Here is a 23,382-nt window from a genome sequence, read left to right on the forward strand (position 1 = left end):
CGACACCCACCGACGTTCTTCAGAAGGAACACACGATGATCAACCTCGAACTTCCCCGCAAGCTCAAGGCTTCGGCGAACCAGGCGCACCAGGTGGCCGCCGAGATCTTCCGGCCCGTCTCTCGTAAGTACGACCTGGCCGAGCACGAATACCCCAAGGAACTCGACACCATGGCGGCCATGGTGGAGGGCATGTCCGACGCCGGTGGCGAGATCGGCGGCGCCGCCGGCGGTCGTGAGAAGGGCGGCGAGGAGGCACCCAAGCCCAGCAAGACCGCCAACGCCAATGGCGGCAACATGTCCGCCCTGGTCAACGTGATCGAAACCTGCTGGGGCGATGTGGGCCTGACCCTGTCGGTGCCGTACCAGGGCCTGGGCAACTCCGCGATCGCGGCAGTGGCCACCGATGCGCAGCTCGAGCGTTTCGGCAAGGTGTGGGCTTCGATGGCCATCACCGAACCCGAGTTCGGATCCGACTCGGCCGCCGTGGGCGCAACCGCTGTTCTCGACGGCGACGAGTGGGTGCTCAACGGCGAGAAGATCTACGTCACCGCCGGTGAGCGCTCGACACACGTCGTCGTGTGGGCCAGCGTCGACAAGAGCAAGGGCCGCGCCGCGATCAAGTCCTTCGTCGTCCCACGTGGCACACCGGGCATGACCGTCTCACGCCTCGAGCACAAGCTGGGCATCAAGGCCTCCGACACCGCCGCCCTCCTGTTCGAGAACTGCCGCATCCCCAAGGACAACCTCCTCGGTTCCGCGGACGTGAACACCGACAAGGGCTTCGCCGGTGTCATGCAGACCTTCGACAACACTCGCCCCCTTGTGGCCGGTATGGCCATCGGTGTGGCGCGGGCTGCCCTCGAGGAGCTGCGCAGCATCCTCGCCGACGCCGGCGTCGAGGTCGACTACGACGCGCCCGCCATGAACCAGCCCGCCGCGGCGGCAGAGTTCATCCGCCTCGAAGCCGACTGGGAGGCCGCCTACCTGCTGGCCCTTCGTGCAGCCTGGATGGCGGACAACAAGGAGCCGAACAGCCTGCAGGCATCGATGTCGAAGGCCAAGGCCGGACGCAGCGCCACCGACATCACGCTCAAGGCCGTGGAACTGGCCGGGACGTTCGGGTACTCCGAGCGTCCGCTGCTCGAGAAGTGGGCGCGGGACTCGAAGATTCTCGACATCTTCGAGGGCACCCAGCAGATCCAGCAGCTCATCGTCGCCCGCCGAGTGCTGGGCCTGAGCTCGGCCGAGCTGAAGTAGACACGCTCGGCGCAGCACCAGCCGGGGCGCGCCGACGCCTGATCCTGCGGGGTCAGGTGTCGGCGCGCTTCTCCGTTCCCCGGGCCTCGTCGACGAGAGTCTGAATGCGACGGGTCAGCTCGTCCAACTGCTCGACGATGTCGCGGCGCAGAGCCGACTCGGTCTCGGGATCCATCACGCCGACCGATCCGGTCTGCGTGGAGATGAGTAGTTCGATGTTGGTTCTCAGTGCGGTCAACGGGGTCTGCAGCTCGGCTCCGGCGTCGATGATCAGCTGCGACTGGCGGGCACCGGAATGCACGAGCGCGGTGAGCATCGCGTTGTAGCTTCTGGTCAACGCGGCCAGCTCGTCGTCACCGACGACGGGAATGTGTCGAAGGTCGTTGGTCTGCGCCACCCTGTTGGTCGCCCTGGTCAGGCGCGCCACCGGTCGCAGACCGGCGTTGGCAGCCACGGACCCGGCAGCGGCCCCGACCGCGATCAGCGCAGCCCCGAGACCGCCGAGCCAGAGAACCAGAGTGTGCAGCGTCGGCTCCATCGAGCTCTGCGGCTCGGCAACCATCACCACCTGACCGTTGGAGGCCGTGCGCCCCGCGGCGACGTACCCGTGAGCGATCACCGTGATGGCATCTCTCTGCCCGCCGACCAGTGGTTCGAACTCGGTCGACAGGCGCCCGGAGTCGTCGGCGAACGGTTCGGCGTACCCGTTCTGAGTGACCAGCTGGCCGGTGGAGGTGACCACCGCGACCCGCAGGCCCTGCGCCCCGTCGCTGGCGAAGCCGAGCGCCGCCGGGGACACCCCTGTCGATGCGCTGGTGGCCAACTTGGTGGCGTTGCGTTCGACTCGCGCGACGATCTGGGACTGGAGGGCGTCCTCGACGACGACGTAGATCGCCAGGGACGAGACCGCGACGGCACCCGCCGAGAGAACCGTGGTGAGCACGAGCACTCGCAGCCTGAGCGAGAGTGCACGTCTGCGCGAGATCACAGCGCTTCCCCGCCGCGCAGTGCTGCGGTGTCGCCCGAAAAGTCGCATGTCATCAGTATCGACTCGCGAACTGAGACTGCCCTGAGATGCGCACCCGTCGTAAGCTCGATCGGGTGACGGGAGTCACTCGCCACGGAAGGCGAGTGAAGTTATGCTTGCCTCACAAGGGAAGGGTTACCTCAGTTGAAGAACCGGACCGATCCTTCCACCTTCGGACGAGAGTGGTCAGCGATGTCGACGATGACGGATCGGCTGGGAAACCGCACGATGACGGGCAAATCGTCCATCACCACCCGCGAAGCGAGCGTGGCCGACCTGCGTCCGGGACAGAGTGCCGTGGTGACCCGCATCTGCGATGAGGCCGGCGCCTCCACCGCACGGCGATTCTTCGATCTCGGGTTCACCCCCGGCACGACCGTCCTCGCGGTGCGCCGCGCCCCACTGCGCGGTCCTGTCGTACTTCGCGTTGCCGGCTACGACATCGCGCTGCGCCGCAACCAGGCGAGTTGCATCAAGGTCGCGCTCGACTGACGTGGTGGTCCACTCTCTCCCGAGCCGGTTCGGTGTCGGGCACTCGATCCTGGAGTCTTCACGATGAGCCACGCACACCATGGTGCACCCAAGAGCGTCGCAGTCGACGATGTCGCCGCGCGATTGGCACTGGTCGGGAGCCCGAACTCCGGCAAGACCACTCTGTTCAACGCACTCACCGGGCTGCGCGCCAAGACCGGCAACTACCCCGGTGTCACCGTCGCACGGTACGAGGGTCGCGCGCGTCTGGACGATCGGGACGTCCTGATCGAGGATCTGCCCGGTTCCTACAGTCTCGATGCCATCAGCCCCGACGAGCAGGTGGTCAGCACCGTGCTCGACCCGGACGACGCGGAGAACCCGACACCGGACGGCCTGGTGGTCACCCTCGACGCCACCACGCTGCGCCGATCGCTGGGAATGCTCGCGCAGGTGCTCGGGACGGGGTTGCCCGTCTGTGTGGTGATGACCTTCAGCGACGAGCTGACCCGTCGTCAGGGCTCGATCGACATCGCCGCGTTCGAGCGCGCAGTCGGCGTTCCCGTCGTCACCGTCACCGGCGGTCGCAAACAGGAATTGGCCGCGCTGCGCACGTTGCTGCCGAACCCGTCGGAGTGGTCGGCCCCGGCGGTTCCCCCACCCACCGACACCGACGAGGTCACGGGGTGGATCGACTCGGTTCTGCGGTCGTCGTCCTATACGTTGCCGGTCACCGACGCGCGAACCAAGCGCATCGACGCAGTCCTTCTGCACCCGCTGTGGGGGTCTCTGACCTTCTTCGCGATCATGTTCGCGTTCTTCCAGGTGATCTTCACCCTCGCCGCACCGCTGCAGGACTACGTCCAGCAGTTCTTCGATTTCCTCGCCGATCAGGTCGATCAGCGGGTGGGTATCGACTGGCTGGCCAGCTTCCTCAGCGACGCGATGATCGGCGGGGTGGGCGGCGTCCTGGTGTTCCTGCCGCAGATCGCGCTGCTGTTCATTCTCATCGCGCTGCTCGAAGGCATCGGCTACATGGCGCGCGCCGCGTTCCTGATGGACAAACTGATGTCCACAGCGGGCCTCGAGGGTCGCGCGTTCGTCGCCCTCCTGTCGTCGCTGGCCTGTGCGATTCCGGGAATCATGGCCACCCGAACCCTTCCCTCGACCCGCGACCGAATCGCCACGATGATGGCGGCGCCGCTGATGACGTGCTCGGCCCGTCTGCCGGTCTACATCCTGTTGACGGGGCTGCTGGTGGACTCGTCGACCAAGGTGGGACCGTTCGGCGCGCAGGGTGTGGTGATGTTCGGCCTGTACATCGGTGGAGCGGTGTCGGCGATGCTGACCGCAGCCCTGTTCTCCCGCATCGGGCGCGGCACCGGTCCGCTGCTCCCCTTCTACATGGAGATGCCGCCCTATCGTGTGCCGTCGTTGCGCACTGTCACCCTCAGCGTGTGGGACGCCTGCAAGGGTTTCGTCCGCAAGGTCGGTGTCATCATCCTCGTCACCACGGCGGCGCTGTGGCTGCTGCTCAATCTGCCGTTCCGCGGGGACGCCGACTTCGCAGCAGCCGGGATCGACCCGGCCGATTCCACCGCCACCTCGGCGTACGTCATCGAGAACAGCGCCGGCGCAGCCGTGGGCAAGTTCATCGCGCCGGTGTTCGAGCCGCTCGGCTTCGACTGGCGGATCAACATCGGCATCGTGGCGTCGCTCTCGGCTCGCGAGACGTTCGTCGCCACGATGGGTCAGGTGGCCGCCGCCGAGAATCCCGACGATCCAGGGAACTCGCTAGAGTCGCTCACCGTCACCGACGGCCCGCGCGCCGGGCAGCCACTGTTCACCGCGCCCGTGGTGGCAGCTCTGATGGTGTTCTTCCTCTACGCCTTGCAGTGCATGTCGACCATCGGCGTGATGCGGCGCGAATCCGGAACCTGGAAGTGGCCGGCGATCGCCTTCGGCTACATGTTCGTCCTCGCGTGGACGATGGCCCTGATCGCGCACACCGTCGTGGCGGCCCTGACATGATCGGGACTCAGCCATGACCGGGGCGCAGCCATGAGTGTGGCGATCCACCCCGAACCCGTGGCCGACTCACCGGACGTGCGTTGGGTGATGCCCGCCGGGACACTGCCGTTCGTGGGCGCCGTCGCCGCGATGCCGGACGACGTGGCTGCGCTGGTCGCCGACGGCACGGTCGCCGCCATCGACGTCGAACCAGTTGCGGTGCGAGTGACGTTGGGCCCCGGACATTCCTGGCGGGCGGACGGCGCTCGAGTGCGCACCGCGCTCGCGGGCGGCCTCGGCACCCCGTCGGCGTGGAAACCGCAGGGCAGAACCGATCCGGACGACGTGCTGCGCGCCGCGGTCGACGAGGTGCTCAGCGGTGACGTGGGTACCTACATTCGCTCGCACGGTGGTGAGCTGAGGGTGGAGGAAGTGCGGGACGCGGTGGTGACGCTCTCGCTCACCGGGACCTGCGCGCACTGCCCCGCCTCGGACATCACCCTCACCGATCGGTTCGAAACCGCTGTACGCGCACGGTTCCCGGGTCTGCGCGGGGTGCGGGTGGGGGCGCCGACGGTCGACGGCCTCGCCGCGGGACGACCGCTGCTCGGTCTGTTTCCCCGGTAGGAGACCGTCGACCCCGATGACGATCTGCCCCGGCCCACGCGATCATCACAACCGAGCCCGTGCGGAGCGAGCGCGAGATCGACCTCCCCGATCCGACGCCGACGAGGTGTGAGCCCCGCGGGGATTAGCATCACGCGCATGACAACTCTCCAGCGCGTGGCCGCTGCGGCGAACATGGCCGTGTTTCCCTTACTGAAGGTGCCGGGATTGTCGACACTGCTCGGCCGATCGATGGTGGTGCTCGAATACACCGGCCGCCGCTCGGGGAGGTCGATCCGGCTGCCGGTGATGTACCGGCGGCGCGGCGATCAGGTGCAGGTGCTGGTTGCTGCGCCCAGCCAGAAGACGTGGTGGACGAACTTTCTCGGTGATGGCGCCCCGGTCACGGTGAGTTTTCCCGAAGGCCGCCGCACCGGGCACGCAGTGTCGTCGCTGACGGCCAACGGTCAGCGTCAGGTGCTCATCACCCTCGACCCCCGCTGACCACCGGGAACGCGGGCCTACCACCGCACGAGACCTCCTACCGACGCACGAGACCTCAGTGCGCGGGCCCGTGCTTACGCGTGCGGAAGGTCGGGCTCTGCTCCACCGAGGCGACACCGGCGATGTCGGCCAGCGCTGCGGGGCGCTGGAGGTCGGCAGTGCCGGAGATGATGCCCAGCGTCGAGTGCACGGCGGTGACGCGTACACCCTGGTTCTGCAGAGCCTCGACGATCTGATCGAGAGCACCCAGATGCTCGTCGTCGACGGTGATCGTGACCTCTCCCATGGCTGCGATGCTACGCCCGCAGCACCGGGGCCAGGATGGGCTACTGCGGCGCCTGGATGAGCCCGGACCCGACGTCGGACGCGGGGATCTGCAAACGGGTGCTGCCCTGGGTGAGAGTGGTCCACAGGTCGCGTCCGCGGCGTCCGGTGACCTGCGCCCACAGCGCGGCGATGCCCGCCACGTGCGGAGTGGCCATGCTGGTGCCGCTGATGGTGTTGTAGCGCGAGGCGCCGTCCACAGCCTGCACCGGCCACGAGGAGTACACGTCCACACCCGGTGCGGCGACGTCGATGTTGCCGCCGTCGACTCCCAGGCTCCGGGCAGAGAACGGGGCGATTCCCAACATCGGATCCACAGCAGCGACGGCGGCGATGGACGGACTGTTGGCCGGCACACCCACGAACCCCGGGTTCGCCGGACGTCGCGCGTTGTTACCCGCCGCAGCCACGATGAGCGTTCCGCGGTCCAGCGCGCGCCGACCGACGGTCTCGTACGCCGAGGACACCTCGCGAACATCGGCACCCAGCGACATCGACACCACGGTCACCGAGTTGCTCAGCGCCCAGTCCAGACCGGCCAGGATCTGCTGATCGGTACCGCTGCCGGTGTTGTCGAGCACCTTGCCCACCAGAATCTGCGCCTGGTGAGCCACACCGTAGCGACGTCCCGTGGTCGGCGTCAGCGGCCCGCACGCGGTACCGATGCAGTGCGTGCCGTGGCCCACCCCGTCTGCGGTGGTCTCGCCCGCGACGAAGGATCGCTGGGTGAGTTCGCGCGAGGCGAAGTCGGGGTGAGTGCTGTCGAACCCGGTGTCGAGCACTGCCACGGTGACGCCCGCACCGGTGGCGGCGCTCGAGAGCACACCGGTGGCCTGCAGGCCCCAGGTGGCGGCATCGGTGTCGACGAAACCGGTGGGGGTGGCCACAGCAGCGGACGGCCCGAGCAACTGCGCGGAGAGCGCATCGACCCCGTCACGGTAGCCCGCCACGTACTCGGCGCCCCGGCCGATCCCGCCAGGCTCCGCGGCAGCTCGAAGGTGATGGATGCGCTCGTGCTCGACGGTGCGAATTGCTCCGTCGTCCGCGCACATCGCCTCGAGGGACTGCGCCTGATCAGGATCTGCGTCGACCACGGCCACGCCCAGGGCCGCGAAGACAGTGGCCTGGGCCCGACCAACCTGGTCCATCTCCAGTACACGGCCCGAGAAATCGAGCGTCGAAGCCACCTCCGTCAAGCCGGCAACACGCCGCAGGGCGGCGGCGTAGTCGGCCGCGTCGTCCCTGCGCGCGAACACCACCACGTGCCGCCCGGTGGTGGTGCTGGTTCGAGTGCTGTTGTCTCCGAACATCATCGACGGGCTCCGTATTGGTTGATGGGCGGCGACCGGACCCCCGCGTGGGCCGACGATCCACCGTGGCCGAGCGGTCCCGACCCACTTTCGACCGTAGCGCGGGCCACCGACACCGCGCTCGCACTACCCTCGGCACCATGGCGCGAACCATTCCGGACAGTCCGTCCATTCCCAATTCCGGCGAGAGCCAGGTGTGGAACCTGCTCACCGAGCAACTCCTCGACGACGACCTGCTGGTGTGGAGCCAACGGGTCACCGATCACACCAAGGACCACGAAGTGGATTTCGTGGTGGCCATCGCAGGAGCCGGTGTGATGTGCCTCGAGGTCAAGGGTGGATCGGTGTGGCACAACGGCACCGAGTGGATGCAGGGGAACGGCCATGTGATCGATCCGGTGAACCAGGCACGACTGGCCTGCTACGCACTGCGCGAGTACGTCGAGAACGATCCACGGTGGACTCTCGGCCGGGTGCCCTGGGCGCACATGGTGGTTCTCCCCCACACCGAGTTGCCGGCCGACTTCGCGCTGCCGGACTGCCCGCGGCACCGGGTGATCGACCGAACGCAGCTGCACGCGATGTTGCCGTTGATGGAGCAGGTGCTACGAGGCCTCCCCCACGCGGGCACCCGCCCGGGCGCTGCGGGGGTGACGATGTTGGCCACCACCCTCGCCGGCCGCGGCCTCCCCCAGCGGGACGTGGTGGCGCGGGCACTCGAGAACGAGAGCGCCGCCGATGCACTGACCCGAGAGCAGGCGGTGCTGTTGCGCGCGATCGGCATGCTCGATCGCGTGGAGATCCGGGGCGGCGCGGGCAGCGGCAAGACCTACCTGGCGCTCGAGCAGGCCCGTCGACTCACCCGAGCGGGCAAACGCGTTGCGCTACTGTGCTACTCGCACGGGCTGGCGTCGTATCTCGAGCGCATCACCGGCGCCTGGAGCTATCGCGATCGCCCCGCATACGTCGGGGAGTTCCATGATCTGGGGATCGAGTGGGGCGCTCCGCTCGGACCCGACGAGTCCGAGCGCACCGCCGAGAGCTCTCGGTTCTGGGAGCACACGCTGCCCGAACAGATGGCCGACCTGGCGCGAAACCTGCCCGAGAACAAGCGGTTCGACGCCCTGGTCATCGACGAGGCCCAGGACTTCGCGGACGGGTGGTGGACTCCGCTGCTGGCCTGCCTACGCGATGGCGAGCGCGGAACCATCGTGGTGTTCAGCGACGAGGGGCAGCGGGTGTTCGACAGGTTCGGCCAACCGCCGGTATCGCTGGTTCCCCTGGTTCTCGATCACAATCTGCGCAACACCCGGCCCATCGCCCGAGCCTTCGAGCCACTGGTGGGCCAGCGAATGCATCTGCGCGGATCCGATGGTCCCGCAGTGCGTTTCGTGCCGTGCGCCGCCGACGACGCGCTGGCCGTGGCCGACGACCAGATCGACCCCTACCTCGAGCTGGGGTGGCGTCCGGAGGACATCGCACTGCTGAGCACCGGGTCACGGCACGACGAACAGAAGGAACGGCAGAAGGATGGCAACGCCGCGTACTGGGCGTCGTTCTGGGACAGCGAGCAGGTGTTCTACGGGCATGTGCTCGGATTCAAGGGCCTCGAACGCCGGGTGGTGGTGCTGGCACTGAACGAGCGCGCGGTGGGCCCCCGCTCCTCCGAGCGGTTGTACGTCGGGCTCTCGCGCGCCCGCGACGAGTTGGTGGTGTGCGGGGATCCGGAGTTCGTGCGCGCCGTCGGCGGAGACGAGCTGCTGCGACGGTTGGGAATCAGCGGGTAGCCCATTGCCACAACTCGTGTCCTCGTGCAACAATCCGGTCACCATCTGATACGGGGGTCTCATGAGGTTGTTTCGGCATGTCGGTGCCTTCTCGCTCGTCGCCACGGCGGTACTCGGCACCATCGTCGCCCAACCCGCGTCGGCGCAGCCGATGCGTCAGATCATCGGCGGTGAACGTGCAGCCCCGTCGCCGTCCACGGTGCTGGTCGACATCGACACAACCTGCACCGGTTCACAATTGAACGAAAGCTGGGTTCTCACTGCGGCGCACTGCATCGGCACCTTCCCGACCGGTCGTCCCCGCGCGGTGTATCAGACGAACGACCTGAACAACCGGGGCCCCGCGCTCGCGGTCGGAGCGACGTTCATCTCTCCGATCGGCGATTTCGCTCTCGTCCAGTTGGCCCAGCCGGCGCCGAACACCGAGTACGCCAGGCTCAACTTCTCAACCGGCGCCCTGAGTTCGGGAACCGGCACGATCAAGGGGTTCGGGCTGCGCGCCGGACGAACGCCGTCCGACGGCCTCTATCAGGCGTCGGTGGCGTTGGCGGGTCCGACGGTCGAACTCAGCGGCGCTCCAGGGCAATTGGTGCGAGGGATCACCGGAGCCGCCACGAGTGGCGACTCCGGTGGCCCGCTCATCGTCGACGGCCTGCAGATCGGGGTCGCGTCGTCGCTCAACCGCGTGGACGATTTCTCGACCACCAACGACACCAACTACGCCCTGATCTCTATCGCCGCAGCGTGGATACGACCCACAGCGGAAACCGGTGTCGCACCGCCGATCTCGGCCAGTCCACCCCCCGCGCCGCCAGCCCCGGCGCCGCCCCGGCCGGCGTCACCGTTCGGGTCGTAGCCTGTATCGCTCACCCACCGCAGGTGGACAGGGCCAGGTAGCCGTTCTCGTCACCGATCTGGGTGCAGTGCGACGTTCCGCCACCGCCACCACCGATCGAGAACGGCGTCCTCGGTCCGGCCGATGCCACTGCCGCCGAGGCCAGTCCGCCGGCCACAAGCGCGCTGCTGAGAACGGCACAGGTGATTGCTCGCTTGATGGAAGTCATGTCGGTGCCTTTCGTCCACGGAAAGCTCGTGCCGAAGTTGGCCCGAGCACTCTGTTCGATGCAGCGGACGGCAGGAATGTTCCGAGAGAGCACTCATCGGTGCATGCGGCTGCGGGCCGCGTCGGCGGCAAGGCTGCCGGAAGAAGCGGGACGACCGCGGGTCGACACTGCGACCGAGAACGAGACCGTGCCCGACCAGAGACAAACCCGCCCTCGACTTCGGCGACGGATTGCGCCACACCCACTGCTCGTGTTCGCTGGCTGCATGGCCGGTCAGGACAGCACTGTTGTCGATCGCATCGCAGCCGAGTTGGCGGCTCCGGCGGTCGGCCGCCCCTGGCGAGTCGGCGTCGACGGCATATGCGGCGCAGGCAAGTCCACGTTCGCCCGCGCCCTCGTCGATGCCCTCGAACGACTCGGCCGCCCGGCGATTCTGGTCGACTCCGACGGTTTCCACCACGTCAAGGCCCGCCGACGGCGACTACAGGACACCGATTCCGCGCGGGGCTACTACGAGGACGCCTACGACTTCGATTCGCTCGCCGACGGCGTGCTCCGTCCGCTGGGACCCGGTGGTGACCGGCGGTACGCGACCAAGGTGCACGATCTCGAGACCGACGAGGTCGTGACCGGCCGGATCGCGGTTGCTCCCGCCGACTCTGTCGTCGTGTTCGACGCGACGTTCATCCAGAGGCCCGAGCTCGACGGACTCTGGGACGAGGTGGTGTACCTGCATTCCGAAGAGTCGGCTGCGCTCGCTCGGGGGATCGCTCGCGATGCGCAGCAGCTCGGCGGTGCGGACCAGGCAACGCGTGCGTACGAGTTGCGATACATGGCCGCGTGCCGCCTGTACCTCGCCGAGCGCGACCCGGCTGCGCGGGCATCGATCGTCGTCGACAACACCGACCCCACCAGCCCGTCGATCCTGCGAGTTCGCCGCCCCGACCGGAGCTAGAGACGGAAAAGGCCCCTGACCTGGTAGTCATGGTCAGGGGCCTGATCGTAGTAGTCCTGGCAGGCGCTAAGGCCAACACCCCACGACCCGGAGATCAAGTGCCTGACCAGGCACAATCGGCGGATGGTCTTATCCGCTCGCGAATCACAAAGCAAGTACGCCACGCTGTTGTCCAGCTCTACGAAGGCGGAATGACGATTCGAGCGGTTGCCGGCGAGGTTGGAATCGGTCGGACGACGGCGTTGAACATCCTCGAGCGGGAGGGTGTCGCGCTTCGGCCGCACGGTGCTCGGTATTGAGACAACGGTGCCGGGTACCTCCAGCGGAGTGTCGAACGCCGACGGTAGCGTCGCGGTTCGAGTCAACGAGTAGCCCAGTTCTGCGAAGCGACGCTGGATAACTGGCGGCGCAGCTGCGGTCGAAAGCGCCGTCAAGAGTGAACGCCGCGATTGCCACGAGCTGAACCTACCGGCGGCCAGGCGCTGAGGGCCTTGCGCCGCACGGCAGCGAGGTCGGTCTCCAGCTTGTCCAGTGCGGACTTTAGGTCGTCGGCCGGAGCGATCGCCTGGAGCACGAGTGAGCGCACCACCGTCGAGATAGGTAGACCGCGCTGTTCGGCGTATTGCGTCAGCTCGTCGAACTCGTCCTCGCGGAAGCGGACCTGCAGGTTGCGTGCGCGCGGATGTCCGCGCGTGACCTTGACGTGGACCGGCAACGGCTCATTCGGGTCGCTTCCAGCCTCGGCCTCCTCGACCGCCTCGGCCTCGGCGGCGAGCAGGTCGTCGATCTTCTTGCTCATGGGGCTTCTCCTTCCTCGCCGGCGTAGCTGCCTTCGTTGTAGATGCGGCGGTCCTTCTCGTTGGCTGACCACCCGTTGACGCTGTACTCGGTTCCGTCGTGCTGAAGCACGATGACCGTGACGATGTCGTCGACGATGGTCGAGAAGCCGATGATTCGGATGCTTTCGCCGCTTGTGCCGTTGTAGTCGGGGTCAATGGCGATCCGGTTTGGATCGCTGAGCGCGTCGTCTGCCACCTGCGGCGTGATGCCGTGCTTGCGTTGCATGTACTCGCCGCGCTTCGACCAGTCGACGCGCTCGAACACACGCCTATCGTAATGCATTTCATTACGCACCGGTAGAGCCGTGATCTCTGCTCGGTCTTCTGCGGCTTCCTCATGGTCAGTCGGCGTCCTGGCCACCTCCCCTCCGAGGAGCCAGCGCCTCCAAGATGACTGCCGTGACCGGGTCGACGGTCTCGTCGGGCTGGATGTAGTGCTCCTTAGTGATCTTGCTGGATGTGTGCCCGAGCATCTCGGCCGCCAGGTCCGGGTCGCTGGCACGATCAAGGAACGTGGCAACCGTCCGCCGGAAGGAGTGCGGGGTGACGCCGTCAATCTCGACGTCCTCCAGCACCGCGCGCAGTCGGCGACGGATGTTGTTCGTCGTCAGCGGGGTGTGATTGCGGCTGAAGAAGATTAGGTACTCGGGGTCTCCCTCGCAGACGAGCACCAGACGCTGACGGAGCACCTCAGCAATGAAGGACGGCACAGAAACGGTCCGGGTCGACTTCTGCGTCTTGGGGTGGTGCTGGCGATGAGTGGGCTTGCCCTTCGGCGACACGATGTTTCCGCAGATCCTCACGGTCGCGGGGCCTAGGCATGACGCATAACAGTCCGTCCCGTCCGCGACCCGGTGCGACCTGACTGTCGGATAAAATCTGAAATGCTTTCAGGCTCGGAGATCCACGATCTCCGAGCCTGAAATTCGTAGCGGGGACAGGATTTGAACCTGCGACCTCTGGGTTATGAGCCCAGCGAGCTACCGAGCTGCTCCACCCCGCGCTGCCGGCAAGGCGACATCAACCGCACTTGCTGAACTCGAAGTTACCGGACGGCGACAACGGAAAGCAAATCACCTGTTCGACAGGGAGATTGCTCGCCATCGGGGTCACGGCAGGACGCGGGACCGTCGATTCGCGTGAGCGGGGTCTCAAAAACCCCGTGTTCCCCGACACATAACGGTGGGGTCACGATCACGACACGAACGCGCGTCTCTGCGGTCTGAACTGCGCAAACACGGGGCTGAGTCGGACCGATTCGTTGGTCAACGCCGCGTTTCGCTGACGTGACGTCTCGAAAACCCTTCGCTAGCGTCGCTCTCGGTCCGCACAAGGGACCCGGCCGACCCGCCGCTGGAAGCACACTGCCCTGCGGGATCGGATACCCAACTCACCAGGGGCAGGGACGAGATACGGCTCGTCGGATCCGGATACCACCGCCGACACATCAGGGCCCGTCCTCCAGCGCTGAGAGGATTCACCCCGCATGACCAATGCATCGAAGAAGACCACGCGTGCCCTCGGCTGGCTGGCCGTGACCGGAGCCGTCGTCGCAGCACCGCTGGCGCTGAGCACCGGCACTGCCAACGCTGCCACCCACAACTGGGACGGCGTCGCCAAGTGCGAGAGCGGCGGCAACTGGGCCATCAACACCGGCAACGGCTACTACGGCGGCCTGCAGTTCAGCCAGAGCACCTGGCGCGCCAACGGCGGAACCGGCTCGGCCTCCAACGCGAGCAAGGCAGAGCAGATCCGCGTCGCCGAGAACGTCCTGCAGACCCAGGGCGTGGGCGCATGGCCCGTCTGCGGCAAGTACCTCACCTCGGGCACCAGCTCGGACGTCGCCGCGGCTCCCGCACCAGCGCCCGCCCCGGCCCCGGCTCCGGCCGCTGCGCCTGCCCCCGCCCCTGCCGGCACCCCGGTCGTGGCCGTCGACATCCAGAGCTACATCGCTCAGGGTGCGGCCATCGCGCGCCAGTACGGCTTCGGCAAGGAGTACGACGCCTTCGTCGCCGCCAACCGCGGCCTCATCGAAGGCCTCGGCAAGTAGCACCGCACGACGCCAACGCCCCCACCCGATCGGGTGGGGGCGTTGGTCGTTCTCAGCCGCCGGAACTGTTGTACTGGTCGATCGCCTTCTGCAGGTTGTCCAGTGCAGCGCCGAGCTGGGAGAAGTTGCCCGAGGCCTGTGCCGAACGCACGTTCTGCAGAGCCGCGTTCAGATTGGCGATCGCGGCCTCCCTGTTCGCCGGCGGCGCAGGAGCCGCTGCCGGCGGCGGAGCAGAGGGGGGCGCCGATGTCGGGGGCGGCGCCGCTGGCGTCGACCCATCAGTGGGCGTCGGCGTGGTGGCCGTCTGTCCTGCCCCCTGACCGATCGCCTGCTCGAGTGCCTCTCGGAGCGTCGGCGCGTAACCGACTCGGCCCTGGTAGCTGACCAACACTCGAATCAGCTGCGGGAACGACGTCGGATCGTTGCTCCGCGATGCGTACACCGGTTCCACGTACAGCAGGCCGCCGTTGCCCACCGGCAGCGTCAGAAGGTTGCCGAACGTGACGGTGTTCTCGCGTCTGACCACACCGAGATTCTCCGAGACCGCCGTGGTGGTGGTCATGGTGTTCTGCACCTGGTTCGGGCCCTGCACCGAGGTGTCCGTCGGCAATCGCAGCACCGTGATCCTGCCGTAGTTCGGCCCCGGTGTGGAGTCGGCGGAAATGTACGCGCCCAGCACTTCTCGGCGGAAACCGGTGAGCGCACTGGTCAGCTGGAACGTCGCGTTCGACGTCGTTCCCGACGGATCGGTACTGACCACGTAGTACGGCGGCTGGCTGAGGTTGCTACCTGCGCCACCGTCGACGGTCGGGTCACCCGGAACCTGCCAGAAGGCGTTGTTGGTGAAGAACTCTCGCGGATCGTCGACGTGGTACCTCGAGAGCAACTCACGCTGGACCTTGAACAGGTCCTCCGGGTACCGGAAGTGGCTGGCCAGATCCGGGGTGATGTCCGACTTCGGCAGTACGGTGCCGGGGAACACCGACATCCACGCCTTGAGCACCGGATCACTCTCGTCCTGCGCATACAGCTTGACCGTGCCGTCGTACGCGTCGACGGTGGCCTTCACCGAGTTACGGATGTAGCCGACCTGGCGGGGCGGAAGCGCGCGCGTGGTGGGCGAGTTGGCCAGCGAATCGGTGGTCGCATCCTCGAGCGAGGTCTGCTGCGAGTACGGGTACTGATCCAACGTGGTGTAGCCGTCGATGATCCACTGCATGCGCCCGTCGACCACAGCCGGATACGTCTTGCCGTCCAGGGTCAACCACGGTGCCACCTTCGACACGCGGTCCCTGGGGTCACGGTTGAAGATGATCTTCGACTGATCGCCGATCACGCCGGAGAACAGAAGATTGCGCTCGGCGTACTTGGCCGCGAACGCGGTTCGGTTGAACCAGTTCCCGATCGAGACGCCGCCCGCCCCGGTGTAGGTGTAATTCTTGCTGTCGGTGTCGTACTCGCGCGGGGATCCTGTCGAACCCACGATCGCGTAGTCCGCATCCGAATTGGCGATCACCGGACCGTAGTAGATGCGCGGCTGATCGAGCTTGGCCGGACCGTCCTGACGCAGGGTGCCCTGACTGTCGTTGTTGACCCAGTTCAACTTGTACTGCGGGTAGCCGCTCTGGCTGTCACCGACATTGTCACCGACCCCGATGACGGCGTTCGCCGGAGCGGCGACGAAACCGTTGCCGTGGGTGTAGACGGTGTGACGGTTGATCCAGTCGGTCTGGTTGCCGGTCAGGGACTGCGGGTTGATCTCACGCGCGGCGACGATGTAGTCGCGCAACTGACCGTCGGTGAGGTACCGGTCGACATTGAGGGTGTCGGGGAAACCGTAGAAGTTCCGGATCTGCTGCTGCTGAGTGAAGGTGCGCGAGAGCACGTTCGGGTCGAGCAGACGAATGTTCGACACCGTGGACGTCTCGGCTGCCACCTGCTGTGGCGTGGCCGTGGCCTGTCCGGAGTAATCCCGATACTGCACGGTGGCGTCGGTGATCCCGTACGCCTGCCGCGTGGCGACGATGTTGCGCTGGATGAACTCGCTCTCCTTGTCCGCCGCGTTCGGTCGAACCGAGAACTGTTCCACCACGAGCGGATACACCGCACCGACGAGGATCGAGGACAGCACCAGCAGCGCCGTCGCCAGAGCGGGGATGCGCAGATCGCGCAGGAACACCGCCGCGAAGAACGCGATGGCGCAGATCACGGCGATGGCCAGCAGGATCAGTTTGGCGGGCAGTACCGCGTTGATGTCGGTGTAGCCGGCGCCAGAGAAGATCGGCTCCTTGCGCCCGCTGGTGAGCAGTTCGTAGCGGTCGAACCAGTATGCAACCGCCTTGAGAACCACGAAGGTTCCGGCGAGCACCGCCAGTTGCACACGCGCCGCCGTGGTGAGAGCTCCTGCGCGGCCGGACAATCGGAGCCCACCGAAGATGTAGTGGATGACCAGGGAGATCAGGAAGGCCACCAGCACGGCGACGAACAGCCAGTTCAGGATGGAGCGGTAGAACGGCAGATCGAAGGTGTAGAAGCCGATGTCCAGCCCGAACTGAGGATCGGTGAAACCGAAGCTGCCCCCGTTGAGGAACAGTTGCACCGTGGTCCAGTTGGACTGTGCGACCAGACCTGACAGCACTCCGATCACCGCGGGTATGCCGATACCGAACAGTCGTAGCCGGCTCATCACGGTGGTGCGGTAACGCGCGATCGGATCGTTGGGACCGGCGACCGGCACGAACACCGGGCGCGATCGGTACGCCAGCACCATGGCGGCGAAGACGATCGCGCCCACCACCACAGCCACCACGGCGAACACGATCACCCTGGTGATCAACACCGTGGTGAACACCCCGCGGAAGCCGACCTCGCCGAACCACAGCCAGTTGGTGTACGCATCGACCAGGCGCGGGCCGATCAGCAATAGTGCAGCCAGAACGGCCGCTGCGATGAGCAGAATTCGGCTCCGTCTGCTCAGAGACGGCAATCCGGTAGGGGGCCTCATGCCCACGAGCCACGCTCCAGTGTTCGAGCGGTCGACCAGCCTCGGACATCGAGGTGGGGACCGGTGGATGTTCGTCGGAGCCAACTGTACGTAACGCCCGCACCAGCGCGCCGCCGGTTGCGGTGACCACGGGGTGCGGCGACGGTGAGAGGATGCTCGATGTGAGCGAGTCGCACCCCGAGATCGACAATCCAGACGACGCGCTGGCCCGGTGCGTGCGCGAGGTGATCGACCACGTCGACGGCGACGGATGGGACCAACCACCGCAGATGTTCGCTTTCGTCCCCACTGCCGATCTCATCGCCGCGGAGCCGTCCCTGCACGACGAGTTGGTCGACGGCGCGACACTGACCGTCCTGGCGCAGGAACCGTTGCCCGCGGACGTCGACGGCGGCTCACCGGCACTCGACGAGTTCCTCGCCACCATGGCGTGGCCGCCCACCGTGGCGGGGTGCGCACTGGTCCAGGAGATCGTGGTGCTCCCGCCGGAGGCCGAATCGGACCTCGACGAGGCACTTGCACCGGTCCTGACCGATCGCGATGCCGCCGATCAGGCCGCCCGGCTCGCGGCGGGCGCCCACCCGGACCGACGCGACGGGCGCCTGATCGTGGCTGTACTGCGCGACGGGCCGTCGGTCAGCATTCTCCAGATGCGCCCGGACGGCGAGGACGACGCGTCGGATCCGTTCGGGACCGCGGAGCCGGAGCTGCTCACCTACGAGAACTTGGCACCGGCCGTGGTGGCCGCACTGCACTCGACCTTCGACGAGCAGGACGAGTTCTGACCGGTCCGCCGAACTAACAGCTCGGCGCGTCACCACCGGAGGCAAGTGACTTCAGCGCGTCGACGGCAGTGCTGAGGGTGTCGACCTTGACCAGGCGCAAACCGTCCTGCGGGTTGGCGGTGGCCTCGGCGCAGTTCTGTGTCGGGACGAGGAAGGTGGTTGCACCGGCCTCACGCGCCGCGACCATCTTGTAGGGGATGCCGCCGATCGGTCCGACCGTGCCGTCCGCGGAGATGGTGCCGGTGCCGGCGACGAACTTGCCGCCGCTGAGCTCGCCCGGGGTCAGCTTGTCGATCACCGCCAACGTGAACATCAATCCCGCGGACGGGCCACCGATGTCGGCGAGGTTGAAGTCGACGGTCAGGGGCGGCTTCGGCTTCTCCTGAGCGGACACACCCAGGTAGCCGCGGCCCGATCCGTCGGGTCGGGTGCCGAGAACGACGGGTACGTCGACGCTGCTGCCGCCGCGCGAGACCCGGAGGGTGACCGACGTGCCCGGCGCGAGCGAGCCCACGGCGTCCTGCAGACCGGCGACGGTGCTGACGGGCGTGCCGTTGACCGCCTGCAGTTGATCGCCCTCGCGAACCTTGCCGTTGGCCGGACCGTCCTCGGCCACCGAGGCGACGGCCAGGTCCGCGGGCAGCTTCAGGTACCGCAGGGCGGCCACCTCGGCACTGTTCTCCGACTGCGCGAAGTCGGCCTTGTTGTCGCTCTCGATCTGTTCTCGGGTCCGATCCGGCGGGTACACCTGCTCACGTGGCACCAAGCCGAATCGTCCGCTGGCCCACATCGTCAGCGCCTGGAACACGTTGAACCCGTCACGCACCGTCACCGTGGTCATGTTGAGGTTGCCGGTGGTGGGATCGACGGTGGTGCCCTGAACATCGACCACCTGCTTACCGTCGACCTCGCCGAGGGTGTTGAAGGTGGGGCCGGGCCCCAGGGCGACGAACGGCACGGTGATCACGGTGCCCAGAACACCCAGAACGAGCACGGGCACCAGGGCAACAAGCAGCGTCGCTATCCTCCGAGTCACGCGCTCAACAGTAGGTGACCGGCCGCCGGCGTTCGCGCACAGCGCACCGCGCAACCCCGCGCACCTGCGGTGGGAGCTTGTACCGTTGGATCATGAGCAACTTCGGATTCTCGGCCGCAGACAACGACCCCGACCGGGACCGGGACGAGCGGGGCGAGCAATCCGGGCCCGCGGGATTCGGCTTCGGCGCCGACGGCCTCGATCCTGCCGCACTGGGAAAGATGATCACCGAGTTCGGACAGATGCTCTCGGGCATGAGTGCCGGCGGCGCGGGCGCGGGTCCGGTCAACTACGACCTGGCGAAGAAGCTCGCCCTGCAGCAGCTGGGCGCCACCGCGGTGATCCGGGACGGTTCCCGATCGGCCATCGCAGATGCGGCGCACCTGGCCGAGCAGTGGCTGGACGCCGCCACCATCCTTCCGGCGGGCGCCACGCGCACGGAGGCCTGGACGGCTCAGGAGTGGATCGAGAACACCATCGCCACGTGGAAGCGGCTGTGCGATCCCATTGCCGGGCAGGTCTCGGGAATGTGGAGCGCAACCCTGCCCGAGGAGGCGAAAGCCATGATGGGGCCGATGATGGCCATGATCGGGCAGATGGGCGGCATGGCCTTCGGTTCCCAGCTCGGTCAGGCGCTCGGCCAACTCGCCGGGGAGGTGCTCACCTCCACCGACATCGGACTTCCGCTGGGCCCCAAGGACATCGGAGCCCTCCTACCCGCCGCGGTGGCCGAGTTCAGCACCGGAACCGAACTCCCCGAGCGTGAGGTCTTGGTGTTCCTGGCTGCCCGCGAGGCTGCCCACCACCGCCTCTACACCCACGTGCCCTGGCTGCGTCAGCGCGTGCTGTCCACAGTCGAGCAGTACGCCAACGGCATCAAGATGGACCTGAGTTCCATCGAGGAGGCTGCCCGCGGCCTCGACCCGATGGCTCTCGCGGATCCCGCGCAGCTCGAGAAGCTCATGCAGGCGGGAACCTTCGAGCCGCAGACCACTCCGGCGCAGAAGGCCGCTCTCGAGCGTCTGGAAACCCTGCTGGCCCTCGTCGAGGGGTGGGTGGAGGTCACGGTCACGGACGCACTCGGCGAGCGTCTCCCGGGTGCGGCGGCGCTGTCGGAGACCATGCGGCGTCGGCGCGCGTCGGGTGGCCCGGCCGAGCAGACGTTCGCGACACTCATCGGCATGGAACTGCGCCCGCGCAAGATGCGGGAGGCGGCAGCCCTGTGGCGCACACTCACCGACTCCGCCGGAATCGAGGGCCGCGACGCGGTGTGGGCCCACCCCGACCTTCTCCCCGATGCGAACGACCTGGACTCCCCCGCCGCGTTCATCGACCGCGTGGTCGGTGGCGAGACCACCACGTTCGACGATCCGATCGCCGAGTTGGAGGCCTTCGAGAAGCGTCGTCGCGAGGGCGAGACGGGCGCGGGCGACGCCGAGAACGACTGAACGCCCGACACAACCTCGAACCGCAGTTCAGGGCCCACAACGCCCTGTGGACAACTCCCCTCGCGACGGATGTCGACCGGGCGAGGTGTGCCACCGTGATCGGTCATGAGCACCGTGACACCGCTGCTGGACCCGACCCTTGCCCTGCTGACTCGACGGGACGGGAGCGTCCAGGTGGGGTGGGACCCCGAACGTGCGCACCTGGTTCACCCACCGGACGGTGTGGACGCGGCCACGATGATCCGCGCTCTGCGCCTGCTCGACGGCACCCGCAGTGTTCCCGACATGCTTTGGAAGGCAGCCGATCTGGGCGTCGAAGCCCCGCACATGAGCGCGGTGGTCGGTGAACTGATCCGCCACGGCAGCGCACGGACACCCACTCACGACCGGCCGGGGCGCACGCCCACAATCGCGGTGCTCGGTCGCGGACCTCTCTCGGATCGACTGCGCACCGCACTCGCCGAGATCGGCACGGTCACCGTGCACAGGGCCGAACTGCCGCGCCGACGCGTCGAGCACGACGTGGTGGTCCTGGCCGACCTGTTGGTGGCCGATCCCACCGTGGTCGCCGAACTGACACGCACCGCCACTGCTCACCTGAGCGTGCGGTGCCGCGACGGTCGGGGCGTGGTGGGGCCGCTGGTCGTTCCTGGCCGCACCTGCTGCCTGCGGTGTGTCGACTACACCCGATGCGACTACGACCCCGAATGGCCGTACCTCTCGGCGCAGATGCTCGGATACGTCGGGACCGCCGACCGGGTGACACTGGGTCTCACAGCGACGATCGCCGTCGGACAGGTCGCGGCGCTGCTCGCGCACCGCCGCGACCCGACCTCGCCGCTTCCGTCGTCGGCGGGGTGCACTCTCGAGGTCGACGGGCCGAGCGCGGTGGTGGGCCACCGACACTGGCCCGTGCACCCGCATTGTTCCTGCATCGACGATCGATCCCGCGAGGATTCACCGCTTGGCGGCCTCGGTGGTGGATGATGGTGTGGTGCCCGAGATTCCCCGCCGTACCTCCTCCCGTAACGCCAAGTTGGCCAGCATCCCGATAGGTATGGCCGGCCGCGCAGCGGTCGGCTTCGGCAAGAAGCTGGCCGGTGGGGACCGCGCCGAGATCGATGCTCAGCTCGCCGCCAAGGCCGCCGATCAGATGTTCTCGGTTCTGGGTGAACTCAAGGGCGGAGCCATGAAGCTCGGCCAGGCACTGAGCGTGTTCGAGGCGGCCATCCCCGAGGAGTACGCCGAGCCCTATCGCGAGGCGCTCACCAAACTCCAGGCCGAGGCACCGCCGATGCCGGTCAAGCAGGTACACCGCGTCCTCGATCAGCAGCTCGGAACCCAGTGGCGCAAGAAGGTGATCGAGTTCGACGACACACCGGCGGCCTCGGCCAGCATCGGTCAGGTACACCGAGCCGTGTGGTCGGACGGCCGCGACGTTGCGGTGAAGGTGCAGTACCCGGGCGCGGACGTGGCACTGCGGTCGGACCTGAAGACGCTGTCACGGTTCGCCGGTGTGCTCTCCACCATCGCCCCGGGCGCGGACATCAAGGAGGTGCTCGCCGAGCTCACCGACCGCACCGAGGAGGAACTGGACTACCGCATCGAGGGCAACAACCAGCGGGCATTCGCCGCGGCCTTCGCCGACGACGAGGACTTTGTGGTGGCCAAGGTGGTGGCCAGCTCACCGAAGGTGATGATCTTGGAGTGGATGACCGGAACGGCCCTGTCCGCCATCGTCGCCGGCGGTACACCCGAGGAACGCAACAACGCCGGGTATCGACTCGCGCTCTTCCAGTTCGTCTCGCCGAGCAAGGCGCGGCTGCTCCACGGCGATCCGCACCCCGGCAACTTCAAGGTGATGCCCGACGGGCGACTGGGCGTGATGGATTTCGGCACCGCCCTCCCGCTGCCCGATGGCTGGCCCCCGGTGCTCGGGCGAATGGTGCGTCTGGCCCGTGACGACAACTACGACGACCTCACCGCCCTGTTGCACGAAAATCGGTTCGTGATCCCGGGGCGTACGGTCGGCGAGTCCGAGATCATGGATTACCTGCGACCGTTCACCGACCCGATCAAGACCGAGTCCTTCCACTTCACCCGCACCTGGATGCAGCAGGTCGCCAACACGACCACCAGCTTCGACAGTCAGCAGTTCAAGACGGCGCGGTCGCTGAACCTGCCGCCGGAGTACGCGGTGATCTTCCGTGTGCTGATGGGCACCGTGGGTATCTGCGCACAGTTGGACGCCTATGCCCCCTACATGGCGATCGTCGAGGACTGGTTGCCGGGCTACGCGGACTGACCGCGCGCCGGCACCAGACCTCGACGGGCGACCTCAGGCGCAGATCGGATTCTTGCGGGGCCGACCGCGAGGGCGCTTGACCGCGATCACAGCGCCCTGATCGAAGATCTCACCGCCCCACACACCCCACGGCTCGGCGCGGTCCAGGGCTGCGCGCAGGCACCTCTCGCGCACCGGGCACAGGGCGCACATCTGCTTGGCGATATCGAGTTGAGTCGGTGACTCGGCGAACCACAGGTCGGGATCGCTGACGCGGCACGGCAATTCGCGTGCCATGGGTTGTCGGGTGTCGTCGCGGCATGTCGACCGGGTCGTGGCGGATGACACGTCGTGCTCCTTCTTCTCGTTGTTCGATCGGGAGGTCTGGGGCGATTCCGCGGCCGGCCACAGGGATCGACGTTGCTCGGATCAGCGTTGCTGAACAACGAGAACGGCCACGGTTTCGCAGGTGCGAATCCGTGGCCGGAAGGATGGGGGTCGACTACCCGAGAGGGTGACGATCCATCAGCACGGATTCGCGAGGGGCGGCGAGACGATTCGGTACGAATCGAATCGCCCGTCCGGCGCCTGCTGCGCGGGAGGCGACTGCCCCGGCGGG

Annotated in this window: 24 protein-coding genes and 1 tRNA gene; 14 read left to right on the top strand and 11 right to left on the bottom strand. The window is 67.2% G+C overall.

Going from position 1 to position 23,382, the window contains the following annotated elements; translation table 11 throughout:
• Positions 1-35 precede the first annotated feature (35 nt).
• The gene (locus ACY48E_RS09565) at positions 36-1,259 is read left to right on the top strand and encodes an acyl-CoA dehydrogenase family protein (RefSeq protein ID WP_462871922.1); all 1,224 of its coding nucleotides are present in this window, start codon (positions 36-38) and stop codon (positions 1,257-1,259) included.
• Positions 1,260-1,311: 52 nt separating this feature from the next.
• Here the strand turns inward: ACY48E_RS09565 and ACY48E_RS09570 are convergent, their stop codons facing one another.
• The gene (locus ACY48E_RS09570; protein ID WP_462871923.1) at positions 1,312-2,247 is read right to left on the bottom strand and encodes a HAMP domain-containing protein; all 936 of its coding nucleotides are present in this window, start codon (positions 2,245-2,247) and stop codon (positions 1,312-1,314) included.
• 267 nt (positions 2,248-2,514) lie between these two features.
• Here ACY48E_RS09570 and ACY48E_RS09575 point away from each other — a divergent pair, with 267 nt between their 5' ends.
• From ACY48E_RS09575 to ACY48E_RS09590, 4 genes are all read left to right on the top strand, one after another.
• Positions 2,515-2,778, top strand: coding sequence for a FeoA family protein (locus ACY48E_RS09575; protein ID WP_462871924.1), 264 nt, complete (start codon positions 2,515-2,517; stop codon positions 2,776-2,778).
• A gap of 63 nt (positions 2,779-2,841) precedes the next feature.
• Positions 2,842-4,788 (top strand): ferrous iron transporter B, encoded by a 1,947-nt coding sequence (gene feoB / locus ACY48E_RS09580; protein WP_462871925.1) that lies wholly within the window; start codon positions 2,842-2,844, stop codon positions 4,786-4,788.
• A gap of 30 nt (positions 4,789-4,818) precedes the next feature.
• Entirely contained in the window at positions 4,819-5,394 is a 576-nt protein-coding gene (locus ACY48E_RS09585) for a NifU family protein (protein WP_462871926.1), read from the top strand.
• Positions 5,395-5,532: 138 nt separating this feature from the next.
• The gene (locus tag ACY48E_RS09590) at positions 5,533-5,877 is read left to right on the top strand and encodes a nitroreductase/quinone reductase family protein (protein WP_462871927.1); all 345 of its coding nucleotides are present in this window, start codon (positions 5,533-5,535) and stop codon (positions 5,875-5,877) included.
• Between the two features lie 55 nt (positions 5,878-5,932).
• Here the strand turns inward: ACY48E_RS09590 and ACY48E_RS09595 are convergent, their stop codons facing one another.
• Together ACY48E_RS09595 and ACY48E_RS09600 are read right to left on the bottom strand one after the other, a co-directional pair.
• Positions 5,933-6,163 carry a hypothetical protein gene (locus tag ACY48E_RS09595; RefSeq protein ID WP_462871928.1) on the bottom strand — a complete coding sequence of 77 codons (231 nt, stop codon included), beginning with the start codon at positions 6,161-6,163 and terminating at the stop codon, positions 5,933-5,935.
• A 40-nt stretch (positions 6,164-6,203) separates the two neighbouring features.
• Positions 6,204-7,514, bottom strand: a complete 1,311-nt coding sequence (locus ACY48E_RS09600) for a S8 family serine peptidase (RefSeq protein ID WP_462871929.1) — start codon at positions 7,512-7,514, stop codon at positions 6,204-6,206.
• A 137-nt stretch (positions 7,515-7,651) separates the two neighbouring features.
• Between ACY48E_RS09600 and ACY48E_RS09605 the strand changes: the two genes are divergently transcribed.
• Positions 7,652-9,298, top strand: a complete 1,647-nt coding sequence (locus ACY48E_RS09605) for a nuclease-related domain-containing DEAD/DEAH box helicase (protein ID WP_462871930.1) — start codon at positions 7,652-7,654, stop codon at positions 9,296-9,298.
• Between the two features lie 61 nt (positions 9,299-9,359).
• On the top strand, positions 9,360-10,154 hold the full coding sequence (locus ACY48E_RS09610) for a S1 family peptidase (RefSeq protein WP_462871931.1): 795 nt from the start codon (positions 9,360-9,362) through the stop codon (positions 10,152-10,154).
• A 10-nt stretch (positions 10,155-10,164) separates the two neighbouring features.
• Here ACY48E_RS09610 and ACY48E_RS09615 read toward each other — a convergent pair whose 3' ends face one another.
• Entirely contained in the window at positions 10,165-10,362 is a 198-nt protein-coding gene (locus ACY48E_RS09615) for a hypothetical protein (RefSeq protein WP_462871932.1), read from the bottom strand.
• A 265-nt stretch (positions 10,363-10,627) separates the two neighbouring features.
• On the opposite strand from ACY48E_RS09615, the gene ACY48E_RS09620 reads away from it, so the two are divergent.
• Positions 10,628-11,317, top strand: a complete 690-nt coding sequence (locus ACY48E_RS09620) for a nucleoside/nucleotide kinase family protein (protein ID WP_462871933.1) — start codon at positions 10,628-10,630, stop codon at positions 11,315-11,317.
• Positions 11,318-11,346: 29 nt separating this feature from the next.
• Positions 11,347-11,616, top strand: coding sequence for a helix-turn-helix domain-containing protein (locus ACY48E_RS09625; protein WP_462871934.1), 270 nt, complete (start codon positions 11,347-11,349; stop codon positions 11,614-11,616).
• A gap of 131 nt (positions 11,617-11,747) precedes the next feature.
• Here ACY48E_RS09625 and ACY48E_RS09630 read toward each other — a convergent pair whose 3' ends face one another.
• The 4 genes from ACY48E_RS09630 to ACY48E_RS09645 all read right to left on the bottom strand — a co-directional run bounded on the left by ACY48E_RS09630 (position 11,748) and on the right by ACY48E_RS09645 (position 13,159).
• Positions 11,748-12,116: a hypothetical protein gene (locus ACY48E_RS09630; RefSeq protein ID WP_462871935.1), complete on the bottom strand. Its 369-nt coding sequence runs from the start codon at positions 12,114-12,116 to the stop codon at positions 11,748-11,750.
• Positions 12,113-12,421 carry a transposase gene (locus ACY48E_RS09635; RefSeq protein ID WP_462871936.1) on the bottom strand — a complete coding sequence of 103 codons (309 nt, stop codon included), beginning with the start codon at positions 12,419-12,421 and terminating at the stop codon, positions 12,113-12,115. Before ACY48E_RS09635 ends, ACY48E_RS09630 begins: the two co-directional genes overlap by 4 nt.
• A 76-nt stretch (positions 12,422-12,497) precedes the next feature.
• Positions 12,498-12,938 carry a tyrosine-type recombinase/integrase gene (locus ACY48E_RS09640; RefSeq protein WP_462871937.1) on the bottom strand — a complete coding sequence of 147 codons (441 nt, stop codon included), beginning with the start codon at positions 12,936-12,938 and terminating at the stop codon, positions 12,498-12,500.
• 147 nt (positions 12,939-13,085) lie between these two features.
• A tRNA-Met gene (locus ACY48E_RS09645) sits at positions 13,086-13,159 on the bottom strand.
• 483 nt (positions 13,160-13,642) lie between these two features.
• Between ACY48E_RS09645 and ACY48E_RS09650 the strand changes: the two genes are divergently transcribed.
• A complete protein-coding gene (locus ACY48E_RS09650) occupies positions 13,643-14,206 on the top strand; it encodes a transglycosylase family protein (RefSeq protein WP_462871938.1) in 564 nt (187 codons plus the stop codon).
• Between the two features lie 52 nt (positions 14,207-14,258).
• Here the strand turns inward: ACY48E_RS09650 and ACY48E_RS09655 are convergent, their stop codons facing one another.
• Entirely contained in the window at positions 14,259-17,216 is a 2,958-nt protein-coding gene (locus ACY48E_RS09655) for a UPF0182 family protein (protein WP_462871939.1), read from the bottom strand.
• A gap of 146 nt (positions 17,217-17,362) precedes the next feature.
• Here ACY48E_RS09655 and ACY48E_RS09660 point away from each other — a divergent pair, with 146 nt between their 5' ends.
• On the top strand, positions 17,363-17,995 hold the full coding sequence (locus tag ACY48E_RS09660; protein ID WP_462871940.1) for a PPA1309 family protein: 633 nt from the start codon (positions 17,363-17,365) through the stop codon (positions 17,993-17,995).
• 13 nt (positions 17,996-18,008) lie between these two features.
• On the opposite strand, the gene ACY48E_RS09665 is transcribed toward ACY48E_RS09660, so the two are convergent.
• Positions 18,009-19,031 (bottom strand): YlbL family protein, encoded by a 1,023-nt coding sequence (locus tag ACY48E_RS09665; RefSeq protein WP_462871941.1) that lies wholly within the window; start codon positions 19,029-19,031, stop codon positions 18,009-18,011.
• Between the two features lie 92 nt (positions 19,032-19,123).
• On the opposite strand from ACY48E_RS09665, the gene ACY48E_RS09670 reads away from it, so the two are divergent.
• The 3 genes from ACY48E_RS09670 to ACY48E_RS09680 all read left to right on the top strand — a co-directional run bounded on the left by ACY48E_RS09670 (position 19,124) and on the right by ACY48E_RS09680 (position 22,784).
• On the top strand, positions 19,124-20,479 hold the full coding sequence (locus tag ACY48E_RS09670; RefSeq protein ID WP_462871942.1) for a zinc-dependent metalloprotease: 1,356 nt from the start codon (positions 19,124-19,126) through the stop codon (positions 20,477-20,479).
• Positions 20,480-20,584: 105 nt separating this feature from the next.
• The gene (locus ACY48E_RS09675; protein WP_462871943.1) at positions 20,585-21,466 is read left to right on the top strand and encodes a hypothetical protein; all 882 of its coding nucleotides are present in this window, start codon (positions 20,585-20,587) and stop codon (positions 21,464-21,466) included.
• Between the two features lie 7 nt (positions 21,467-21,473).
• Entirely contained in the window at positions 21,474-22,784 is a 1,311-nt protein-coding gene (locus tag ACY48E_RS09680) for an ABC1 kinase family protein (protein WP_462871944.1), read from the top strand.
• Positions 22,785-22,817: 33 nt separating this feature from the next.
• Here ACY48E_RS09680 and ACY48E_RS09685 read toward each other — a convergent pair whose 3' ends face one another.
• Entirely contained in the window at positions 22,818-23,060 is a 243-nt protein-coding gene (locus ACY48E_RS09685) for a WhiB family transcriptional regulator (RefSeq protein WP_462872061.1), read from the bottom strand.
• Positions 23,061-23,382 lie beyond the last annotated feature (322 nt).

It is taken from the genome of Rhodococcus sp. AZ1 (assembly GCF_054979605.1).